Origin of the sequence: Citrobacter sp. RHB36-C18 (assembly GCF_013814485.1) — a bacterium.
Lineage (GTDB): Bacteria > Pseudomonadota > Gammaproteobacteria > Enterobacterales > Enterobacteriaceae > Citrobacter > Citrobacter braakii.
This window is the reverse complement of record NZ_CP057125.1, coordinates 2,672,545-2,691,775: the sequence shown is the minus strand read 5'-3', so window position 1 is coordinate 2,691,775 and position 19,231 is coordinate 2,672,545. Positions and strand designations below refer to the sequence as shown.

The following is a 19,231-nucleotide window of genomic DNA, read 5'->3' as shown; positions in this document are numbered from 1 at the left end:
ATTTAAATAAGGAATTATTGACTGTGACCAAACTCAAACTTCTGGCACTTAGCGTGCTTATTGCCACTTCCGCTAACGTCGCACAGGCAGAGAGCAACCTGACGCTGGGCGCAGGCGTTGGTGTGGTTGAGCACCCTTACAAAGATTACGATAGTGACGTTTACCCGGTCCCGGTTGTGACTTATGAAAGCGATAACTTCTGGTTCCGTGGTCTGGGCGGTGGTTACTACCTGTGGAATGACGATACCGATAAGCTGTCGGTGATGGCCTATTGGTCGCCAATGTACTTCAAACCGGGTGACAGCGACGACAACCGTCTGCGTAGTCTGGATAAACGTAAGAGCACCATGATGGCTGGCCTTTCTTACATTCACAACACGCAATACGGTTTCCTGCGTACCAGCCTTGCAGGGGACACGCTGGATAACAGCAATGGTATTGTATGGGATCTGGCGTGGTTATACCGCTATACCAATGGCGGTCTGACGTTGACTCCGGGGATTGGTGTCGAGTGGAACAGTGAAAACCAGAATGAATACTATTATGGTGTTTCACGCCATGAATCTGCCCGTAGCGGCTTGCGTAGCTACGATCCTGAAAGCTCCTGGAACCCGTATCTGGAGCTCAGCGCAAACTATAACTTCCTGGGCAACTGGAGCGTATACGGTACTGCGCGTTATACCCGCCTGTCTGATGAAGTGACAGACAGCCCGATGGTGGACAAATCCTGGACGGGTCTGATTTCAACGGGTGTTACCTACAAGTTCTGATACCACTGTGTGTCAAACACTCGCCCGCAGAGATGCGGGCTTTTTTGTGCATATCAGAGATGAATATTGATCCAAAACATGTGATTTGATTTTTTGTGCTGTTTTGGCATTACATCGGCCGCAACAAATAGTTAACGTATTTTTCCTGCCGCAATTACCAAAATTAAACCTGTTGTTTGATGAGACTGAAATCTATTCGTTTGTGAATGGAAGAGTATCTGTACAGCTTCACGAATTATTGTTCTGGGAGAGTGATTTCTGGTTTCGCAATATATTGATAATATTCTATTTTATAATCACGGTATAATTTTATCGTGAAACTCTCGCCACTAAAAATAGCAAGATAACTATTTTATTATTTTTGTGAGACGATGAAAGTTAACTTTCATTTGAAAAAATAAAATCATTAAGTTAATTTTTATTTTACATCTTTTAGGTATTTATCTGAAAAAATTAAAATTGACATTAAATAAGTGATTGCAGATATTACTCCAACTTAATAAGTAAAGACAGTAACGCTGCATGGCTCAGATATTAAATGTCATGTGGTTTTCTTGCGAATAAACCTGGTAGAGATAATGAAAAAGTTAATCATGATAGCAGTGATGGGTGGGATTCTGACGGGATGTTCCACCGAGGCTTCACGCATGAGTGCTTGCGAAAGCAAGGGCGTGAGCCGCGATGCCTGCTATATCGCTGAGCAAAACCGTCAGGCGACAATCAATGCCGTAGCTGAAAAACAAGCTATGGAGAACGCGCAAAACGTATATAACTCAAATGATACTAATTCCAGTCATCACCACAAACACAATAATTATTAAGGTGTAACTCATGAAGAAATTAATAATTATCGCTGTATTGGTCGCAACTTCTGCTGCTGCACCAGCCTATGCCATCAGCGAGGCTTACCGTCAGCAGTTACAGCATGAACATAAAACGATGGTCAGCGATGCTAATGCTCCGGTGCACGCCAGTAAAATCACACCCGTGCATGTGAATAAACTGGGCGTAGACTTTAAACGTGGCGCTGATGGTATTGCTTATATTAATGGCAAAGCTGCGGCAAATGATGAGAACAATGCAGACGCTCAGTCTTATAGCGCGGGCTTGATTTCAGTCATCGTCTATAAAAACGGGAAAATTAACGCGATGAAAGAAGGGAAATATTTAGGTCGCTTAAAATAACCGCAGTGCAGTTAAGATTTTCTGTCATTCGGCCCGGGAGCATTGTTTGTTCCCGGTTTTTTTATTGTCGTTGCCATAGCGGTCAACTTCCAATCTTAGAGGGTGCAATTTGTGCACCTTAACAGGACACATGCCAGTTGTTTTGCTTTACTGTGGTGCATTAACACAGGAGGGTGCGATGACAGCGAAACAGGTAATGTTTACAAAGCAGGTATCGCTGCCTGCTATTGGGCAGGGAACATGGTACATGGGCGAGGATCCTGGCCGACGCCGGGAAGAGGTTTCAGCGCTGCGGGCTGGTCTGGATCTCGGTCTGCGGTTGATCGATACCGCCGAAATGTATGCAGATGGTGCAGCGGAAGAGGTAGTGGGTGAAGCATTAATCGGGCGTCGTGATAGCGCTTTTTTAGTCTCGAAAGTATACCCCTGGAATGCCGGTGGTCAGAAAGCCATTGCCGCCTGTGAGGCGAGCCTGCGTCGACTAAAAACCGATTATCTGGATCTCTATTTGCTGCACTGGACGGGCAGTTTTTCATTTGCTGAGACCGTTGATGCCATGGAAGCACTCATTGCGCAGGGGAAAATCCGCCGCTGGGGCGTCTCTAATCTCGATTACGATGACATGCAGGCGTTATGGCAAGTCACAGGTGGGCGGGAATGTGCCACTAACCAGGTGCTTTATCATATAGCATCGCGCGGTATTGAATATGATTTACTGCCGTGGTGCCAGCAGCAGCAGATGCCGGTCATGGCTTACAGTCCGCTGGCTCAGGCGGGGCGATTGCGCGGTGACTTGCTTTCTCACTCTGTGGTGAACGACATCGCGCACGCGCACAATGTTAGTGCTGCGCAGATTTTGCTGGCATGGGTGATCCGTCTGCCGGGCGTGATGGCGATTCCAAAAGCGGCAAGCGTAGCGCATGTCGAACAAAATGCCGCCGCGCTGGAGATAACGCTCTCTGTTGATGAGCTGAAGCAGTTAGATAAGGCATATCCAGCGCCAAAGGGTAAAACGGCGCTGGATATGGCCTGATTTGCCGAATGGCGATGCTCACGCTTCTTATCCGGCCTACGCAATGTTTGGTAGGCCGGATAAGGCGCAAGCTCCGTCAGGCTACAGACACAATTTTAGCGTTTAGCAACGCGGATAGTTTGTGCCAGGCGTGATGGTTTTTCTTCGCAGGTTTTCTGCGGCGCGGTTGCGTAAGCCGTCTCTACGCAAACAAACGTTTTATACCCGTCATCCGGCATGTCGCCCATGCTAACGGACAGCGCCGGACCCGGGTTCCAGCCCACGACATTCAGATGGTGGTGATGGACGACGTCGATATTGCGGTTGAGCGCATCATCATGGATAACGCTGCACGCTTGCGGATTCAGATAGACACGATCGGTGCGGTCCGGGAAGGTCTGGATACCATCAGTCAGCACATCTTCTTTAGCATCATTCACTTTGTCGATCAGGCGATCGCCAAGTCCACTGACTTTTACTGCCGCAATGTCACCGACGTTGAAATAGGTATGCAGCGCAGAGGTGGTTTCAAATTCACCGTGGGCTTCCAGTTCCATTTCACAGGTGGCACCTACTTTGAAACGGGCCAGCAGGCAGAACTCGTGCGGCCATAGCTGACGCGTTTCAGCGTTGCTTTGCAATTCAAACGTCAGCACCACGCCATTGTCGTCTTCATTGTGCGCTTTCAGCGTCCATGGCAGGTTGCGGGCAAAACCATGAGAAGGCAGGCCCTGCTGAGCAGCCGGACCAAACCACGGCCAGCAAATTGGTACGCCGCCACGCAGCGCTACGCCGGTTTTAAACGGGGTATTGTTACTTAGCCACAGGACTTCCTCTTCGCCGTTGGGTTTCCAGGAAAGAAGATGTGCGCCCTGCAGTGCGAAAGATGCTTTAACCTGTGGATGATCGACCACAAGAATCTCAAGTTCATCAAGCTGGCGGCGGGAGAGGACCGGGGTAATTTGTTCGATTACCGGAAGTGCAAAAATTTTATTAATCATTATGCAATCCTTTTTTTTACCCTAAATAATTCGAGTTGCAGGACGGCGGCAAGTGAACGATCCCGATGAGCTTACAGAAGTAAGTGATTCGGGTGAGAGAGCATTGCCAACACACCGGTAACTTGAAGTATGACGGGTATCTTCAGGCAAAAAAAAGAGCGACCTGAGTCGCTCTTACAGATTACTGTTTCATCTCAACTTATTTGGAGATGTGAGCAATCAGGTCCAGAACTTTGTTGGAGTAGCCGGTTTCGTTGTCGTACCAGGATACCAGTTTCACGAAGTTGTCGTTCAGTGCGATACCAGCTTTAGCATCGAACACGGAAGTGCAAACTTCACCGTTGAAATCGGTAGATACTACGTCGTCTTCGGTGTAACCCAGAACGCCTTTCATCGGGCCTTCGGAAGCAGCTTTGATTGCTTTCTTAATTTCTTCGTAAGAAGCAGCTTTTTCCAGACGAACGGTCAGGTCAACAACAGATACGTTCGGGGTAGGAACGCGGAACGCCATACCAGTCAGTTTGCCGTTCAGTTCTGGCAGTACTTTACCTACAGCTTTAGCAGCACCGGTAGAGGACGGGATGATGTTCTGGGATGCGCCGCGGCCGCCGCGCCAGTCTTTGTGAGACGGGCCATCAACGGTTTTCTGAGTAGCGGTGGTCGCGTGAACAGTAGTCATCAGACCTTCGATGATGCCGAAGTTGTCGTTGATAACTTTAGCCAGCGGAGCCAGGCAGTTAGTGGTGCAGGAAGCGTTAGAAACGATGTCCTGACCTTCGTATTTGTCAAAGTTAGCGCCTTTAACAAACATCGGAGTGTTATCTTTGGACGGACCAGTCAGAACCACTTTTTTCGCGCCAGCAGTGATGTGCTTACGAGCGGTTTCATCTGTCAGGAACAGGCCAGTAGCTTCAGCTACTACGTCAACACCAACTTCGTCCCATTTCAGGTTAGCCGGATCACGTTCAGCGGTAACACGGATTTTTTTACCGTTTACGATCAGATGACCGTCTTTCACTTCAACGGTACCGTTGAAACGGCCGTGAGTGGAGTCATATTTCAGCATGTAAGCCATGTAGTCAGCGTCTAACAGGTCGTTGATTGCAACGATCTCGATGTCAGAGCGTTCTTGAGCAGCACGGAAAACAATGCGACCGATACGGCCAAAACCGTTGATACCTACTTTGATAGTCATATATTCCACCAGCTATTTGTTAGTGAATAAAAGGTTGCCTGTAAAATTACAAAAACCTTACGCAGCGTCAAGCGGAATCGTGTCAATCATTGCGACAAATCAATCTGCTGCTTAAGTTTTGCGCAACTGACTCGCCTCACTCTTCCTTTGGGCTTGAAACCACATGGGGTCGGCGGCCCGAATTTTAAAGGGCAATCAAGATAAAAACGTGATTGTGATCACGAATTGCAGGCTGCCATTTCGCACGGATCAAGTTTAGAACAAAAGTTCGCACTCTGGTGTTAATGTTTTGTTAGAATCTGTCTCGCGATGTGAGTTTAGATAAAGCGAGATGTGAGCAAATGGCTAATCAACCTTCTCCAGAAGAACTAAAAAAAAATTTAACCGAAATGCAGTTCTACGTGACGCAGAATCACGGGACAGAACCGCCATTTACCGGGCGTTTGCTGCACAACAAGCGTGACGGCATCTACCACTGTTTGGTCTGTGACAAACCGCTATTTCGTTCCGAGACAAAATATGACTCTGGCTGCGGCTGGCCCAGCTTTTACGAGCCTGTCAGCGCAGAGGCTATCCGTTACATTAAAGATACTTCACATGGCATGCAGCGCATTGAAATCCGCTGTGGTAACTGTGATGCGCACCTGGGGCACGTCTTCCCGGATGGTCCGCAACCTACCGGTGAACGTTACTGCGTTAACTCAGCGTCTTTGAACTTCACCGATGGTGAAAACGGTGAGCAGACCAAAGGCTGAAGAAACGATTCAGCAAATTATTCTACGGAGAGTGGATTTAACATGAATCTTGATGAGATGATCAACAGCATGACGCCGGAAGTTTATCAGCGCTTATCAACTGCCGTTGAACTCGGAAAATGGCCGGATGGCGTGGCGCTAACGGCAGAACAAAAAGAGAACTGCTTACAACTGGTGATGTTATGGCAGGCGCGAAACAATATTGACGCGCAGCATATGACGATTGATACCAACGGTGAGATGGTGATGAAGAGTAAGCAGCAGTTGAAAGTGGAGTTTGGTATTACGCCTGAACCCATTGCGACGTTTAAATCCTGATTACTTAGGCCCGGCAAACATCTATGTCGGGCCCGCAGTTGAAGTTATTTCTTGTTCATCATCGCCTTCAGATCGGCGAACGGATTATATTTCGCTTCGCCCACCGCCTTCTGAGCATCTTCGCCTGCAACCACCGTTGAACCATACTGGTCCGCTTCCGTATATTTGGAATGTTCGTGATCGTGGCAGTACAGGCACAACATTTCCCAGTTGCTTCCATCTTCCGGGTTATTGGAGTGATCGTGATCGATATGGTGTACCGTCAATTCGCGCAAATTTGAGTACACGAACTCACGGGAACAACGTCCGCAGACCCAGGGGAAGAGTTTAAGCGCCTTTTCCCGGTAACCGACTTCCAGACGGGCGTAATTTTTAGGGATAAAAGCCATAAAGCTCATGCCTCCAGTAGAAAATGAAAAGCTGCGCCAAAAGTTGGCGCAGCAGAATGCGATAATCATAACCTATTGTGTCAGGCGTTGGGATCAGTGTTTGATGCCTAACGAATCGGCTAACTGCTTCGCCAACTGGTTTTGGTCATCCGCACCGTATTCCCAGAACATGGCGCCTCCCAGCCCCTTGTTCTTGATATAGTCAGCCTTGATCGCTACCGAGCGCGGGTTTTCATAGGAGAGGGCAAAGAGCGCTTTTCCCTCCACAGACTGCACTGACAGCCACGGCACTTTTGCTTCATCATCCCAATGCTGGCTAAAGCGCTTTTGCGGATCGTTGATCAATTTCGCCACAATGTCGTTGTACTTCACGTAGGTATCTTTGCTCAGATCGACGCCCAGTGATTTGAACAATTCAATTTGCGCGGGCCCGAAATAGGGCTGGGTAACAGGATTTTTCTGTGCGTCAGGTTTGCTCCAGTCAATGCCAGGCTCAACAGCGCGTTTCGGTACGCGACCATAAAAACCAATGCCCAGGTTCATCTGACTCGCTTTTAGACCGGCAGCAAGGTAGTTGTTGACCACAAAATCAGCGCTGTACTTATCCGCCGCGGCGACTGTCGGCCATTGTGTCGAATCGTACAGGTTCGAGTTGAAATACTGCGTACCGTAAGCCATGTCATAGGTCATCAGGTTTATGTAGTCGAGCGATGGCGCAATGGCTTTCACATCCACCCAGCTTTTCGGGCTTTCCGCATTTGCGCCCACGGCGATAGTCAGTAGTTTTTTATGCCCCAATGCGGCGCGGAGCTCTTTTAACAGTGCGGTAAAGTTAGCTCGGTCGGCCGGTTGACTTTCGACCAGTCCCCAGGCGCCGTTGACCGGATATTCCCAGTCGAGGTCGATGCCATCAAGGCCATATTTCGCAATTATCTCCTGAGCAGACTGAATAAACACCGCCCGAGATTCTTTCGTTGCTGCCGCACCAGAGAATCCACGTGCCCCCCAACCACCGACGGAAAGCAATACTTTCAGGTTCGGATTCTGTTTACGCAACTGTGGAATTTTCAGTAAATCATCCTGCACTTTCGGTGAAAGCCAAATCTGATGCAGCTTGCCGGCGTCTTTTAAGGCGTCATTGGTCTCGTCTTTTTCGTTGTTGTAGACAAGCCCAAACGAATAGTTGAGATGGGTTATCTGACGAACATCCAGTTTATTGATGTCACCACCAGGACCGGCAGTGACGTCGCCGCCACCATTGAAGTAGCCAACTGACATCAGTGAACTGGCGGAAACAACGCTGGCGCAAAGCAGGGGTAATGCTGCCAACAAAGGCAATAGTTTCATCGGTGTTCCTCTTTGACATTTAAACAAGCAAACACGCCACGGAAATGGCGTGGCGAAAAAAACAGCACCTGCAGGTTAACAGTTTCATAACAGGAAAAATGCGAAGGTGTTCACGTCATGTTGGCGAAGCGGCAAACCATTTCTGGTAGGTTGTATCGGTTGGGGCAAACATTACTGAGTGTTGACGCAAGTCCCTTTCTGGCCTACAGATTTGCATACATGCGCAAATTCAATAGGCCGGATAAGGCGTTTTAAAGTATTAGCGCTGGGTTTCCAGCCAGTCATCAAGCGTATACAGCGTCGCGCCCGCTGCGGCCATTTCCATAAACGCCTCTGCACTGTCCTGGGGTTGAATATTGACACCACGGCAGCCGTCGGTAATAACGCTGACGGTATAACCAAGATCGAGCGCATCCAGAACGGTGAATTTAACGCAATAGTCGCTAGCCAGACCCATGATAATAAGCTCAGCAATACGGTGTTCGAGCAGCCAGGCGTTCAGCGTGGTTGCCTGACGACGACCGTTATCAAAAAACGCACTGTAACTGTCGACCAGCGGGTTCTCGCCCTTGGTGAAGGTTTTCGCTATCGCACGCTGGTTCAGCAGCGGATGCAGGGCCGCTCCTTCGCTGTTTTGCACGCAATGATCGGGCCAGAACGTTTGCGCCAGACCATCCAGTTGTCCCTGACTGTAGGGGGCGACCTGATGCTGGCTGGCAAAACTACCGTGATTAGCTGGATGCCAGTCCAGACTGGCAACAACCGTGTCGCCGCGTAGGGCGCACCAGTCAATCAGACGGTTGGCAATCTCGATTGTGCTGTCGCCTTGCGGAACAGCGAGAGCGCCGCCGGCACAAAAGTCATTTTGTAAATCGACCAACAGTAAGGCTCGGGCCATGGGCATAGACTCCTTTATTCGTCCGGGGTGAGCTCGCCGCGCAGATTTTGCGTCATAGCTTCACGAATGCTCTGCACATCCAGTCCCTGACTCAGTAAATAGTGCAATTTGGTGAGCGTGGCTTCGACGGTCATATCCGCGCCGCCAATCACGCCAGCGTGGGCGAGGGCATTACCCGTCGCGTAGCCACCCATGTTTACCTTGCCGGACATACACTGGGTTAGGTTCACCACCACAATGCCACGCGAGCTCGCATCTTCAAGTTCTTGCAGAAACTCTTTATTTTGCGGTGCATTGCCCACGCCGTAGGAGCGCAAAATTAACGCTTTTACCGGCTGGCGCAGGAAGTTACGCACCACATCAGCGGAGATACCTGGGTAAATGGTGACCACGCCAATCGGTTGTGGAGTAATAGGATGAACAATCAGTTCACCTGTGCCGTGCGGTGCTGGCGGAGTTCCCAGTCGACGGATGTGGATCCCGGCTTCCAGTAGCGGCGCAAGGTTGGGTGAGGCAAAGGCGTCAAAGCCATCGGCGTGCGCTTTAGTGGTACGGTTGCCGCGAAACAGTCGATTGTTGAAAAACAGGGTTACTTCATTGATCGGGTAATTTGCCGCAACGTACAGCGCGTTGAGCAGGTTGATTTGCCCGTCTGAACGTAGCTCTGCCAGCGGAATTTGTGACCCTGTCACAATGACCGGTTTACCCAGATTCTCCAACATAAAAGAGAGCGCCGAAGCCGTAAACGCCATGGTGTCGGTGCCGTGCAGAATGACAAAACCATCGTAATCGTCGTAGTGCGCTTTAATGTCTTCCGCAATATGCTGCCAGTCTTCCGGCGTCATGTCGGAGGAATCCATCAACGGGACGTATTCGTGGATGGTGAAGTCTGGCATCTCCGGGCGGTGGAATTCAGGCATCAATGCCAGTTGACGCTGGAGATGACCAGAAACAGGAATATAACCCTGTTCTGAGCGCTGCATACCAATGGTACCGCCGGTATAGGCAACGTAAATCGATTTCTTTTGCATGACTTTTCTTCTGTCTCAATGAAAACCCCTCTTCATCCCGAAGAGGGGGCGATTGTTAGCGAACGTTGGCGCAGGTCAGGCAAAACGCATATCGGTTTTGCGGATCGTTAAACGCGGCCAGCTTATCGCTTTCCGCTTTAACTGCACTGGCCGCAGAAGCAAACGGCGCCGGGAGCATGGCCTGAATAGCTTCGGGCAGCATGGCGCGAACGGAGCCTGACATGCTGTCCATTACCATATCGACGAATGTCGGTTCATCCTGATAATACGCAATGTGCCACTGTTTCAGCTTGGCAAGCTCAGCCGCTTTCGCGATGGCGTCGTCAAAATCACCGAGGCTGTCTACCAGTCCGTTGGCTTTCGCATCCTGACCGGTCCAGACGTGACCCTGCGCGATTTTGTCAATCTGCTCAGGGGTTGTCTTACGTGCATCCGCGACCAGCGTGATAAAGCGCTTATAGCCATTTTCAATGCTCAATTGCATCATTTGCTGCACTTCAGGCGGTAACGCTTTGGTGATGGAGATATCCGCCAGCGGGGAAGTGGCCACGCCATCGGTATGTACACCAATGGAATCCAGGCTGTTTTCTACGGTGTTGATCACACCAAAGATCCCGATTGAACCGGTCAACGTGCTGGGGTTCGCCACAATGTAACTGGCTGGGGTGGAGATCCAGTAGCCACCGGAGGCCGCCATGCCGCCCATAGACACGACAACCGGTTTACCCGCCGCTTTTGCCGCAGCCAGCTCAGCACGAATGACTTCCGAGGCGCTGACGCTGCCGCCAGGACTGTTCACGCGCAGTACAATAGCTTTCACTTTCGGATCGAGACGTGCTTCGCGGATTTGTGCGGCAGTGGTGTCGCCCCCCACATTTCCTGGGGTTTCTTCACCGTCCATAATCGCGCCGTTCGCGAAGATAACGCCAATGCTGTCTCCGGTATCCGCCGGCGTTTTCAGCGAATAATCGTAATAGCTGACGGCGCGATAGTTTTTATCCGCTTTGCTCCAGCCAAACTGTTTGGTCAGCATTTTTTCGACTTCGGCGCTGGAGGCGAGTGCATCCACCAGTTTGTTGTCGAGCGCATATTTCGCCGTATCTCCATCGACCTTCGTCAAACCGTCCAGCATTGCCTGTGCGCCAGGGAACACCTGCTGAGCTGGGATCTGGCGGTTGGCGGCGACCGTGTCGAGATAGTTCTGCCACAGCTCGCCGATCCAGCGACTGTCGGCTTCACGCGCGGCAGGAGACATATCATCGCGGATAAACGGTTCTACGGCAGACTTATAGGTCCCGACGCGGAATACGTGCGTGGAAACTTTCAGCTTATCGAGCAGGGACTTGTAGTACAGACCGTTGGTGGCAAAGCCGTGCAGATCAACGGAACCCTGCGGAGAGAGGTAAATTTTGTTAGCAAAACTGGCGAGGTAATACTGCCCCTGGCTGAAGTTATCGCCCACGGCAAAGACCGGTTTACCGCTGTCGCGGAATTCCCGCAGTGCTTTGCCGATATACTGCATGGAAGGCTGGTCTGCCCCGGCAAAATTTTTCAGATCCATCACGATGCCGGTGATGTTGCGATCATCTTTTGCCTGGCGAATCGTATTCACGATATCGAACAGGGAGTTTTCCTGCAGACGATCGGAACTGGCGCCAAACAGCTGACGGCCAATAACGCTTAAACGACTGGTGCTCGAAGGCTTATCGACAATCACCCCGGAGATATCCAGCAGCAGCGCGCCTCGCTCAGCGTGTTCGCTGGTGTTGCTGCTGCTGACCTGCATCCAGATGCCCACGCCAACCAGCACCAGAAAGATGAAGAACAGGTTAAGCACAAATTCACGGACGAAATTGAGTAATCGCCATGTCCATTTAAAAAATCCGGCAATAAATCGCCACAGGGTTCGCATGTATTCTCCCTACCAATTAACAACACGCCACCCCGAAATCCCGGAGAAAGGCGATAAGATGAGGCTATCGTAATGACCCGACAGGCACTTGTCAGCAGGAATCACCGCCTGTGCTGTAACAAAATCCGCTCACGTGTTAATTTTGTGAACAAATTTCATTGTTGGAGTTAAACAAATGGATGCACTCGAATTACTTATGACCCGTCGTAGCGCCTCTCGTCTCGTCGAACCGGCCCCGGCAGGAGAACAACTGCAAAATATTCTGCGTGCGGGAATGCGCGCGCCGGACCACAAAACGCTGCAACCGTGGCAATTCTTTGTCATTGAGGGCGAAGGGCGTGAACGCTTTGCCGCCGTGCTTGAAAAAGGCGCTATTGCATCTGGCAGCGATGAGAAGGCCCAGGAAAAAGCGCGCAGCGCGCCGTTTCGCGCGCCGCTGATTATTACCGTGGTGGCGAAATGTGAAGCAAACGACAAGGTTCCGCTATGGGAACAGGAAATGTCTGCCGGTTGTGCGGTGATGGCCATGCAGATGGCTGCCATTGCCCAGGGCTTTGGCGGTATCTGGCGCAGTGGCGCATTAACCGAAAGTGAGGTCGTCCGCGAAGCGTTTGACTGTCGCCCACAGGATAAAATCGTCGGTTTTCTCTATCTGGGCACACCACAGTTGAAAGCATCCACGACGATTACCCTTGCCGATCCGAGCGCATTCGTCCGTTATTTCTGATATCAACGGCAAAACTGTCTGGATTATGAGCAAAGGCACCCGAATTCAGACAGTCACTCTTACCACATCATGGAATGAGCGCTACCATATCCGGATTGCAATGACAGGAGATGTCCATGAGCGAGCAAGCTATTCGTTTAACGCAATACAGCCACGGAGCCGGTTGCGGTTGTAAAATTTCCCCAAAAGTGCTGGAAACCATCCTGCACAGCGAGCAGGCGAAGTTTGTTGACCCAAACTTACTGGTGGGTAATGAAACCCGCGACGACGCGGCTGTATACGATCTGGGGAACGGCACCAGCGTAATCAGCACCACCGATTTCTTTATGCCGATTGTCGATAATCCGTTTGATTTTGGCCGCATCGCCGCCACCAACGCCATCAGCGATATTTTCGCCATGGGCGGCAAACCGATTATGGCAATTGCTATCCTGGGCTGGCCGCTTGATAAGCTGGCGCCGGAAATCGCCCGCGAAGTAACCGAAGGCGGACGCTTTGCCTGCCGTCAGGCGGGTATCGCGCTGGCGGGGGGGCACTCTATCGATGCCCCTGAGCCTATCTTTGGTCTTGCGGTAACCGGCGTTGTTCCAACTGAACGCGTGAAGAAAAACAGCACCGCCGAGGCGGGATGCAAGCTGTTTTTGACCAAGCCTCTGGGTATTGGTGTCCTGACCACCGCAGAGAAAAAATCGCTGCTGAAGGACGAGCACAAAGGGCTGGCGACGGAAGTAATGTGCCGGATGAACATTGCCGGGGCGGCATTTGCCGATATCGACGGCGTGAAAGCCATGACCGACGTTACCGGTTTTGGGCTGCTGGGGCATCTGAGCGAGATGTGTCAGGGGGCCGGCGTTCAGGCGCAGATCGTCTACCAGGCTATTCCTAAGCTGCCAGGTGTTGAAGAATACATCGCGCAGGGCGCGGTGCCGGGCGGTACCCAGCGTAACTTTGCCAGCTACGGACACCTGATGGGTGAAATGCCGCAGTCGGTTCGCGATTTGCTCTGCGATCCGCAAACTTCCGGTGGTCTGCTGTTAGCGGTAACGCCGGAAGCTGAAGCCGAAGTTAAAGCGGCAGCGGCGCAGTTTGGCATCGACCTCACTGCGATTGGTGAGTTAGTGGAAGCTCGTGGCGGTCGCGCCATGGTTGAGATCCGTTAACTCGATGCGGTTGTTTATTGCCGAAAAACCGAGTCTGGCGCGTGCTATCGCCGATGTGCTGCCGAAGCCGCATCGCAAAGGTGACGGTTTTATCGAGTGCGGAAACGGGCAAGTGGTGACCTGGTGTATTGGTCACCTGCTTGAGCAGGCGCAGCCAGATGCCTATGACAGTCGTTATGCTCGCTGGAGTCTGGTTGATCTGCCGATTGTCCCGGAAAAGTGGCAACTGCAGCCGCGTCCCTCGGTGACCAAACAGCTCAACGTTATTAAGCGATTTTTGCATGAGGCCAGTGAAGTCATTCACGCAGGTGACCCCGATCGTGAAGGACAGCTGCTGGTGGATGAAGTGCTGGATTACCTGCAACTGGCCCCTGAAAAGCGCCAGCAGGTGCAACGCTGCCTGATTAACGACCTCAACCCGCAGGCCGTCGAGCGGGCGATTGAGCGTCTGCGCGCCAACAGTGAGTTCATCCCCCTTTGCGTGTCGGCACTGGCGCGAGCGCGGGCGGACTGGCTGTATGGTATCAACATGACGCGCGCTTATACCATTCTGGGGCGTAACGCGGGCTATCAGGGCGTACTTTCGGTCGGGCGCGTGCAAACGCCGGTGCTCGGACTGGTTGTGCGTCGCGATGAAGAGATTGAAAACTTCGTTGCCAAAGACTTCTTCGAGGTAAAGGCGCATATCGTGACGCCCGCCGATGAGCAGTTTACCGCTATCTGGCAGCCGAGCGAAGCGTGTGAGCCGTATCAGGATGAAGAAGGGCGCTTGCTAAACCGCACGCTGGCTGAACACGTGGTAAACCGCATTAACGGTCAGCCGGCGATCGTCACCAGCTATAACGATAAACGGGAATCAGAATCCGCGCCGCTGCCGTTTTCGCTGTCGGCGTTGCAGATTGAAGCGGCGAAACGCTTTGGCTTAAGTGCGCAAAACGTTCTGGATATCTGCCAGAAGCTGTATGAAACCCATAAACTGATCACCTATCCGCGTTCGGATAGCCGTTATCTGCCGGAAGAACACTTTGCCGGACGTCACGCGGTGCTGAACGCGATTAGCGTCCATGCGCCGGATCTGCTTCCGCAACCGGCGGTCAATCCCGATACGCGAAACCGCTGTTGGGATGATAAAAAAGTGGATGCGCACCACGCCATCATTCCAACCGCGCGCAGTTCGTCTATCAACCTGAACGATAATGAAGCGAAGATATACAATCTAATTGCCCGTCAATATCTGATGCAGTTTTGCGCGGATGCGGTATTCAGGAAGTGCGTTATTGAGCTGGATATCGCGAAAGGTAAGTTTGTCGCCAAAGCCCGTTTTCTGGCGGAGGCCGGATGGCGTACGCTGCTTGGCAACAAAGAGCGCGACGAAGATAACGACGGGACTCCGCTGCCGGTGGTGGCAAAAGACGACGAGCTGCTGTGCGAAAAAGGCGAAGTGGTTGAACGACAGACCCAGCCTCCGCGGCACTTTACCGATGCCACGCTGCTGTCAGCGATGACCGGAATCGCGCGCTTTGTGCAGGATAAAGATCTGAAAAAGATCCTGCGCGCAACGGACGGACTGGGAACGGAAGCGACGCGCGCCGGGATTATCGAGCTGCTGTTTAAGCGTGGTTTCCTGGTGAAGAAGGGGCGCTATATTCATTCTACCGATGCTGGAAAAGCGCTGTTTCATTCGCTGCCTGAAATGGCGACGCGTCCGGATATGACTGCGCACTGGGAATCTATCCTGACCCAAATCAGCGAAAAACAGTGTCGATATCAGGATTTCATGCAGCCGCTGGTGGGGACGCTGTATCAGCTAATCGATCAGGCGCGCAGCACGCCGGTACGACGCTTCCGTGGTATTGCCGCACCGGGTAGTAGTGGTGGTGACAAGAAAAAGAGCGCGCCGCGTAAACGCACGGCGAAAAAAAGCCCGCCATCTGAAGAGGCGGGCCTGTAGTGCGCTCTTAGGCTGGATAAGGCATGTGTGCCGCATCAAGCCTACGGGAACAACAGATCTGAATTAAATCACACCCTGGCCCAACATCGCGTCGGCAACTTTCACGAATCCCGCGATGTTGGCGCCACGTACGTAGTTGGTTTGCTTGCTTTCGCCGCCGTACTCGACGCAGGCATGGTGAATATCCAGCATGATGTGGTGCAGGCGTGCATCCACTTTCTCCGCTTTCCAGCCCAGACGTGCGGCGTTCTGCGCCATTTCCAGACCGGATGTCGCTACGCCTCCCGCGTTGGCCGCTTTACCCGGCGCGAACAATACACCCGCTTCCAGGAACAGATCGGTGGCCTCGATGGTGGTAGGCATGTTTGCCCCTTCGGCGACAGCCTTCACGCCGTTGGCGATCAGCACGCGTGCCGCATCGACATCAAGTTCGTTCTGGGTGGCGCACGGCAGGGCGATATCAACCGGAACCGACCACGGCTGTTGGCCTTCCAGATAGGTCAGGCCAAATTCGCGGGCGTAATCCGCCACGCGGCCGTCGCGGCTGTCTTTGATCGCGCACAGACGCGCCAGTTTTTCTTTGGTAAATCCGCTTTCGTCGACCACGGTACCGCTGGAATCGGAGGCGGTGACTACTCGCGCGCCAAACTCCATGGCTTTCTCAATGGCGAATTGCGCCACGTTACCGGAACCAGAGACGGCCACGCGCATGCCTTCAAAGCCCAGACCATGGCGTTTGAGCATCGCTTCGGTGAAGTACACCAGACCGTAGCCGGTAGCTTCCGGGCGAATCAGGCTGCCGCCGAAAGAGAGACCTTTACCGGTAAAGACGCAGGCGCTGTTGTTGGACAGTTTTTTCATCATCCCGGCCATAAAGCCGACTTCACGACCGCCTACGCCGATATCGCCCGCCGGAACATCGGTATCGGGCCCTAAATGGCGGAACAGTTCGGTCATCAGCGCCTGGCAGAAACGCATGATTTCGCCTTCGCTTTTACCTTTCGGATCGAAATCGCTCCCGCCTTTACCCCCGCCCATTGGCAGCGTGGTGAGGGCGTTTTTAAATGTTTGCTCGAAGCCAAGGAATTTCAGGATCGACAGGTTCACGGAAGGGTGGAAACGCATCCCGCCTTTGTATGGGCCAATGGCGGAGCTAAACTGCACGCGCCACGCGCGGTTGACCTGCACCTGATTGCGATCGTCCAGCCAGACGACGCGGAACTGGATCACGCGCTCCGGTTCAACCAGACGTTCCAGCAACGACATCTGACGATAACGCGGGTTTTGCTCGAGGAAGGGCCACAGTGTCGTCATTACCTCACGAACGGCTTGCGCGAACTCGGTCTGATTCGGGTCGCGCTTTTGCACATGGTTAAGGAATGACTCCAGAGAACGTGTCTGATCCATAGATATAAGTACCTCTTATGTATTGATATGGTTATATTTTTGATTTTTGTGTTAAGTGTTTTGCAGTTTTTGACTATAACATCAGCAGTGTGACGGGACGCAAGAAAAAATTAACCGCGCTAAGTAAATTAATATTGCGGTGTGGGTCATAACCAAAAGCGATGATGGCAAGGGCTAAAGTTTCTGCCGGTTTATACCGTTATACTGAGCATAACTGTCAGTCAAAAAGGAAAGAATATGCGCCGTATAATCATGGCAGGAGCGTTGGCACTGGTGTCCAGCGCGACGCTGGCAAATCAGCTCTATCGCCCGGACGTGCAGGTGAATGTCCCGCCGGAAGTGTTCAGTTCCAGCGGTCAGCGGGCGCAACCCTGTAGTCAGTGCTGTATTTATCAGGATCAAAACTACTCAGAAGGGGCGGTGATTAAAGCGGATGGCGTTTTGCTTCAGTGCCAGCGTGATGATAAAACGATCAGCACGAATCCGCTGGTCTGGCGTCGCGTAAAAGGATAAACGCTTCTAATAGCGGGATATCGGCAGGCGCCAGCGGATAACGCAGCGCCTCTTCGGGTGAACACCAGACGATATCCTGATGCTCATACGCTCTCAGCTCCCCCTGATATGACGGTACATGCCAGGCATGTAAGTGAATGAGTCGGCCTGAAACCTCGCGTTGATGGCTGGCAATGTAGCGCCCAACGACCGCCTCGATGCCCAACTCTTCACGCAGTTCACGGACCAGCGCCTTTGGCTGACTTTCCCCCGGCTCAACCTTACCGCCAGCAAACTCCCACATACCTGACTGATCCGCATGCTCCGGGCGTTGAGCCAGTAAAATTTTGCCATCACGTTCAATGATAGCGGCGACCACGTCGAGGGTTTTCATTATATTCATCAAGATCTAACGGTAGAAAATGACATACTATCGCTATCTTTGTTTTATCTAAAGTATTCAGGAGCCACCATTGAACGATCCTCAGTCGTGGGTAAAACCGTTAACGCGTATCCCTTCCAGTTTGCAACCGCTCGTTGCTACACAGAAAAAACATTATGGCGATGTGCTGCATCCCACGCGCTGGTGGGGGCGGATGCCGTTCCTGTTCTGGCTGGTGGCGCTGTTTGTCGGGTTTCTGGAGCGTAAAAAGGCGCGCCTGTCACCGGTGATGCGCGCGCTGTTGATGACCCGCGTTTCTCAGGTGTGCCACTGCGCTTTCTGCGTTGACGCCAACAGTTTACGGCTGGCTGAACGCTGCGGCGCGCTGGATAAAGTCTTACAGGTTGCCAACTGGCAAGAATCGACGCTATTTAGCGCAGAAGAACGTGTAGGGCTGGCCTATGCTGATGCGGTCACCGCAACGCCACCACAGGTTGACGATGCGCTGAAAGCACAGATGAAGCAGTATTTTACCGATGACGCCATTACTGAAATGACCGCGCTGATTGCGTTTCAAAATCTCTCGGCGCGTTTTAATGCCGCTCTCGATATTCCCTCCCAGGGACTGTGCGACAGTTTTAAAGGACGCCCGCATGCTTGACCGCCATCTTCATCCGCGATTAAAACCGCTTTTGCATCGCTGCGTGGGCATCATTGATCAACCGGCGATTACTCCGGACGGACTTACGCTGGTCGGTTTTGCTATTGGCGTGCTGGCGTTGCCATTTCTGGCGTTAGGCTGGTATATGGCGGCGCTGGTGGCTATTGTGCTCAATCGGCTGTTTGACGGGCTGGATGGGGCGCTGGCACGGCGCAGAGGACTAACGGACGCGGGAGGATTTCTCGATATCTCGCTCGATTTTCTGTTTTACGCCTTAGTGCCGTTTGGTTTTATTCTTGCTGCGCCGGCGCAAAATGCGCTGGCAGGCGGTTGGCTGTTGTTCGCGTTTATTGGCACCGGCAGCAGCTTCCTGGCCTTCGCCGCGCTGGCGGCAAAGCATCAGATTGATAACCCCGGTTATGCGCATAAATCGTTTTATTATCTGGGTGGACTGACCGAAGGAACCGAGACGATTTTGCTGTTTGTGTTGGGATGTCTGTTCCCGGAATATTTTGCCGTAATGGCGTGGGTCTTTGGCGCGCTGTGCTGGATGACGACGTTCACCCGGATCTGGAGCGGATATCTGACGCTGAAAGCGGTCCAGCGTCAGGCGTAACGTAGTGCGTTGCCGGATGCGC

The 19,231-nt window shown here is 52.2% G+C and carries 21 protein-coding genes; 12 read left to right on the top strand and 9 right to left on the bottom strand.

Annotation, left to right across the window (positions count from 1 at the left end; all coding sequences use genetic code 11):
• The first annotated feature begins 23 nt into the window (after positions 1-23).
• The 4 genes from HVZ52_RS12845 to HVZ52_RS12830 all read left to right on the top strand — a co-directional run bounded on the left by HVZ52_RS12845 (position 24) and on the right by HVZ52_RS12830 (position 2,988).
• Entirely contained in the window at positions 24-770 is a 747-nt protein-coding gene (locus tag HVZ52_RS12845) for a MipA/OmpV family protein (protein ID WP_016152811.1), read from the top strand.
• A gap of 578 nt (positions 771-1,348) precedes the next feature.
• Positions 1,349-1,591, top strand: coding sequence for a hypothetical protein (locus HVZ52_RS12840; protein ID WP_019076610.1), 243 nt, complete (start codon positions 1,349-1,351; stop codon positions 1,589-1,591).
• A gap of 10 nt (positions 1,592-1,601) precedes the next feature.
• Positions 1,602-1,955: a hypothetical protein gene (locus HVZ52_RS12835; protein ID WP_016152813.1), complete on the top strand. Its 354-nt coding sequence runs from the start codon at positions 1,602-1,604 to the stop codon at positions 1,953-1,955.
• A gap of 178 nt (positions 1,956-2,133) precedes the next feature.
• A complete protein-coding gene (locus HVZ52_RS12830; RefSeq protein ID WP_181598315.1) occupies positions 2,134-2,988 on the top strand; it encodes an aldo/keto reductase in 855 nt (284 codons plus the stop codon).
• Between the two features lie 95 nt (positions 2,989-3,083).
• Here HVZ52_RS12830 and HVZ52_RS12825 read toward each other — a convergent pair whose 3' ends face one another.
• Positions 3,084-3,968 (bottom strand): D-hexose-6-phosphate mutarotase, encoded by an 885-nt coding sequence (locus HVZ52_RS12825; RefSeq protein WP_181598314.1) that lies wholly within the window; start codon positions 3,966-3,968, stop codon positions 3,084-3,086.
• 199 nt (positions 3,969-4,167) lie between these two features.
• Positions 4,168-5,163, bottom strand: coding sequence for a glyceraldehyde-3-phosphate dehydrogenase (gapA, locus tag HVZ52_RS12820; RefSeq protein WP_003030697.1), 996 nt, complete (start codon positions 5,161-5,163; stop codon positions 4,168-4,170).
• A gap of 341 nt (positions 5,164-5,504) precedes the next feature.
• Here gapA and msrB point away from each other — a divergent pair, with 341 nt between their 5' ends.
• Both msrB and HVZ52_RS12810 read left to right on the top strand, forming a co-directional pair.
• The gene (msrB, locus tag HVZ52_RS12815) at positions 5,505-5,918 is read left to right on the top strand and encodes a peptide-methionine (R)-S-oxide reductase MsrB (RefSeq protein ID WP_016152816.1); all 414 of its coding nucleotides are present in this window, start codon (positions 5,505-5,507) and stop codon (positions 5,916-5,918) included.
• A gap of 42 nt (positions 5,919-5,960) precedes the next feature.
• A complete protein-coding gene (locus HVZ52_RS12810) occupies positions 5,961-6,236 on the top strand; it encodes a YeaC family protein (protein ID WP_016152817.1) in 276 nt (91 codons plus the stop codon).
• 44 nt (positions 6,237-6,280) lie between these two features.
• Here the strand turns inward: HVZ52_RS12810 and yajD are convergent, their stop codons facing one another.
• From yajD to sppA, 5 genes are all read right to left on the bottom strand, one after another.
• Positions 6,281-6,625, bottom strand: coding sequence for an HNH nuclease YajD (gene yajD / locus HVZ52_RS12805; protein ID WP_003832478.1), 345 nt, complete (start codon positions 6,623-6,625; stop codon positions 6,281-6,283).
• Between the two features lie 93 nt (positions 6,626-6,718).
• Positions 6,719-7,972 carry a glycoside hydrolase family 18 protein gene (locus HVZ52_RS12800; RefSeq protein ID WP_181598313.1) on the bottom strand — a complete coding sequence of 418 codons (1,254 nt, stop codon included), beginning with the start codon at positions 7,970-7,972 and terminating at the stop codon, positions 6,719-6,721.
• Positions 7,973-8,231: 259 nt separating this feature from the next.
• Positions 8,232-8,876, bottom strand: coding sequence for a bifunctional nicotinamidase/pyrazinamidase (pncA, locus tag HVZ52_RS12795; protein ID WP_088583155.1), 645 nt, complete (start codon positions 8,874-8,876; stop codon positions 8,232-8,234).
• 8 nt (positions 8,877-8,884) lie between these two features.
• Positions 8,885-9,901: an asparaginase gene (gene ansA, locus HVZ52_RS12790; RefSeq protein ID WP_047498899.1), complete on the bottom strand. Its 1,017-nt coding sequence runs from the start codon at positions 9,899-9,901 to the stop codon at positions 8,885-8,887.
• Between the two features lie 55 nt (positions 9,902-9,956).
• Positions 9,957-11,813, bottom strand: coding sequence for a signal peptide peptidase SppA (sppA, locus tag HVZ52_RS12785; protein WP_181598312.1), 1,857 nt, complete (start codon positions 11,811-11,813; stop codon positions 9,957-9,959).
• A 175-nt stretch (positions 11,814-11,988) separates the two neighbouring features.
• On the opposite strand from sppA, the gene HVZ52_RS12780 reads away from it, so the two are divergent.
• The 3 genes from HVZ52_RS12780 (at position 11,989) to topB (ending at position 15,651) form a co-directional block, all read left to right on the top strand.
• Positions 11,989-12,540, top strand: a complete 552-nt coding sequence (locus HVZ52_RS12780; RefSeq protein ID WP_016152830.1) for an NAD(P)H nitroreductase — start codon at positions 11,989-11,991, stop codon at positions 12,538-12,540.
• A gap of 116 nt (positions 12,541-12,656) precedes the next feature.
• On the top strand, positions 12,657-13,700 hold the full coding sequence (gene selD, locus HVZ52_RS12775; RefSeq protein ID WP_016152831.1) for a selenide, water dikinase SelD: 1,044 nt from the start codon (positions 12,657-12,659) through the stop codon (positions 13,698-13,700).
• 4 nt (positions 13,701-13,704) lie between these two features.
• Positions 13,705-15,651, top strand: a complete 1,947-nt coding sequence (topB, locus tag HVZ52_RS12770; protein WP_181599295.1) for a DNA topoisomerase III — start codon at positions 13,705-13,707, stop codon at positions 15,649-15,651.
• 63 nt (positions 15,652-15,714) lie between these two features.
• Here the strand turns inward: topB and gdhA are convergent, their stop codons facing one another.
• Entirely contained in the window at positions 15,715-17,058 is a 1,344-nt protein-coding gene (gene gdhA / locus HVZ52_RS12765) for an NADP-specific glutamate dehydrogenase (RefSeq protein WP_016152833.1), read from the bottom strand.
• A 252-nt stretch (positions 17,059-17,310) separates the two neighbouring features.
• On the opposite strand from gdhA, the gene HVZ52_RS12760 reads away from it, so the two are divergent.
• Positions 17,311-17,571: a YnjH family protein gene (locus HVZ52_RS12760; RefSeq protein ID WP_170973731.1), complete on the top strand. Its 261-nt coding sequence runs from the start codon at positions 17,311-17,313 to the stop codon at positions 17,569-17,571.
• Here the strand turns inward: HVZ52_RS12760 and HVZ52_RS12755 are convergent.
• Positions 17,531-17,944, bottom strand: coding sequence for a pyrimidine (deoxy)nucleoside triphosphate diphosphatase (locus tag HVZ52_RS12755; RefSeq protein WP_181598311.1), 414 nt, complete (start codon positions 17,942-17,944; stop codon positions 17,531-17,533). The genes HVZ52_RS12760 and HVZ52_RS12755 overlap by 41 nt on opposite strands.
• Positions 17,945-18,023: 79 nt before the next feature.
• On the opposite strand from HVZ52_RS12755, the gene HVZ52_RS12750 reads away from it, so the two are divergent.
• On the top strand, positions 18,024-18,593 hold the full coding sequence (locus HVZ52_RS12750) for a carboxymuconolactone decarboxylase family protein (protein ID WP_016156315.1): 570 nt from the start codon (positions 18,024-18,026) through the stop codon (positions 18,591-18,593).
• A complete protein-coding gene (locus tag HVZ52_RS12745; RefSeq protein ID WP_047358607.1) occupies positions 18,586-19,209 on the top strand; it encodes a CDP-alcohol phosphatidyltransferase family protein in 624 nt (207 codons plus the stop codon). Before HVZ52_RS12750 ends, HVZ52_RS12745 begins: the two co-directional genes overlap by 8 nt.
• Positions 19,210-19,231 lie beyond the last annotated feature (22 nt).

Coding starts and splice junctions, on each gene's coding strand:
- HVZ52_RS12745 (WP_047358607.1), top strand. CDS start 18,586: ATGCTTGACCGCCATCTTCATCCGCGATTAAAACCGCTTTTGCATCGC.
- ansA (WP_047498899.1), bottom strand. CDS start 9,901: ATGCAAAAGAAATCGATTTACGTTGCCTATACCGGCGGTACCATTGGT.
- sppA (WP_181598312.1), bottom strand. CDS start 11,813: ATGCGAACCCTGTGGCGATTTATTGCCGGATTTTTTAAATGGACATGG.
- HVZ52_RS12810 (WP_016152817.1), top strand. CDS start 5,961: ATGAATCTTGATGAGATGATCAACAGCATGACGCCGGAAGTTTATCAG.
- gapA (WP_003030697.1), bottom strand. CDS start 5,163: ATGACTATCAAAGTAGGTATCAACGGTTTTGGCCGTATCGGTCGCATT.
- HVZ52_RS12840 (WP_019076610.1), top strand. CDS start 1,349: ATGAAAAAGTTAATCATGATAGCAGTGATGGGTGGGATTCTGACGGGA.
- gdhA (WP_016152833.1), bottom strand. CDS start 17,058: ATGGATCAGACACGTTCTCTGGAGTCATTCCTTAACCATGTGCAAAAG.
- HVZ52_RS12755 (WP_181598311.1), bottom strand. CDS start 17,944: ATGAAAACCCTCGACGTGGTCGCCGCTATCATTGAACGTGATGGCAAA.
- topB (WP_181599295.1), top strand. CDS start 13,705: ATGCGGTTGTTTATTGCCGAAAAACCGAGTCTGGCGCGTGCTATCGCC.
- HVZ52_RS12760 (WP_170973731.1), top strand. CDS start 17,311: ATGGCAGGAGCGTTGGCACTGGTGTCCAGCGCGACGCTGGCAAATCAG.
- HVZ52_RS12825 (WP_181598314.1), bottom strand. CDS start 3,968: ATGATTAATAAAATTTTTGCACTTCCGGTAATCGAACAAATTACCCCG.
- HVZ52_RS12830 (WP_181598315.1), top strand. CDS start 2,134: ATGACAGCGAAACAGGTAATGTTTACAAAGCAGGTATCGCTGCCTGCT.
- msrB (WP_016152816.1), top strand. CDS start 5,505: ATGGCTAATCAACCTTCTCCAGAAGAACTAAAAAAAAATTTAACCGAA.
- selD (WP_016152831.1), top strand. CDS start 12,657: ATGAGCGAGCAAGCTATTCGTTTAACGCAATACAGCCACGGAGCCGGT.
- pncA (WP_088583155.1), bottom strand. CDS start 8,876: ATGCCCATGGCCCGAGCCTTACTGTTGGTCGATTTACAAAATGACTTT.
- yajD (WP_003832478.1), bottom strand. CDS start 6,625: ATGGCTTTTATCCCTAAAAATTACGCCCGTCTGGAAGTCGGTTACCGG.
- HVZ52_RS12780 (WP_016152830.1), top strand. CDS start 11,989: ATGGATGCACTCGAATTACTTATGACCCGTCGTAGCGCCTCTCGTCTC.
- HVZ52_RS12835 (WP_016152813.1), top strand. CDS start 1,602: ATGAAGAAATTAATAATTATCGCTGTATTGGTCGCAACTTCTGCTGCT.
- HVZ52_RS12800 (WP_181598313.1), bottom strand. CDS start 7,972: ATGAAACTATTGCCTTTGTTGGCAGCATTACCCCTGCTTTGCGCCAGC.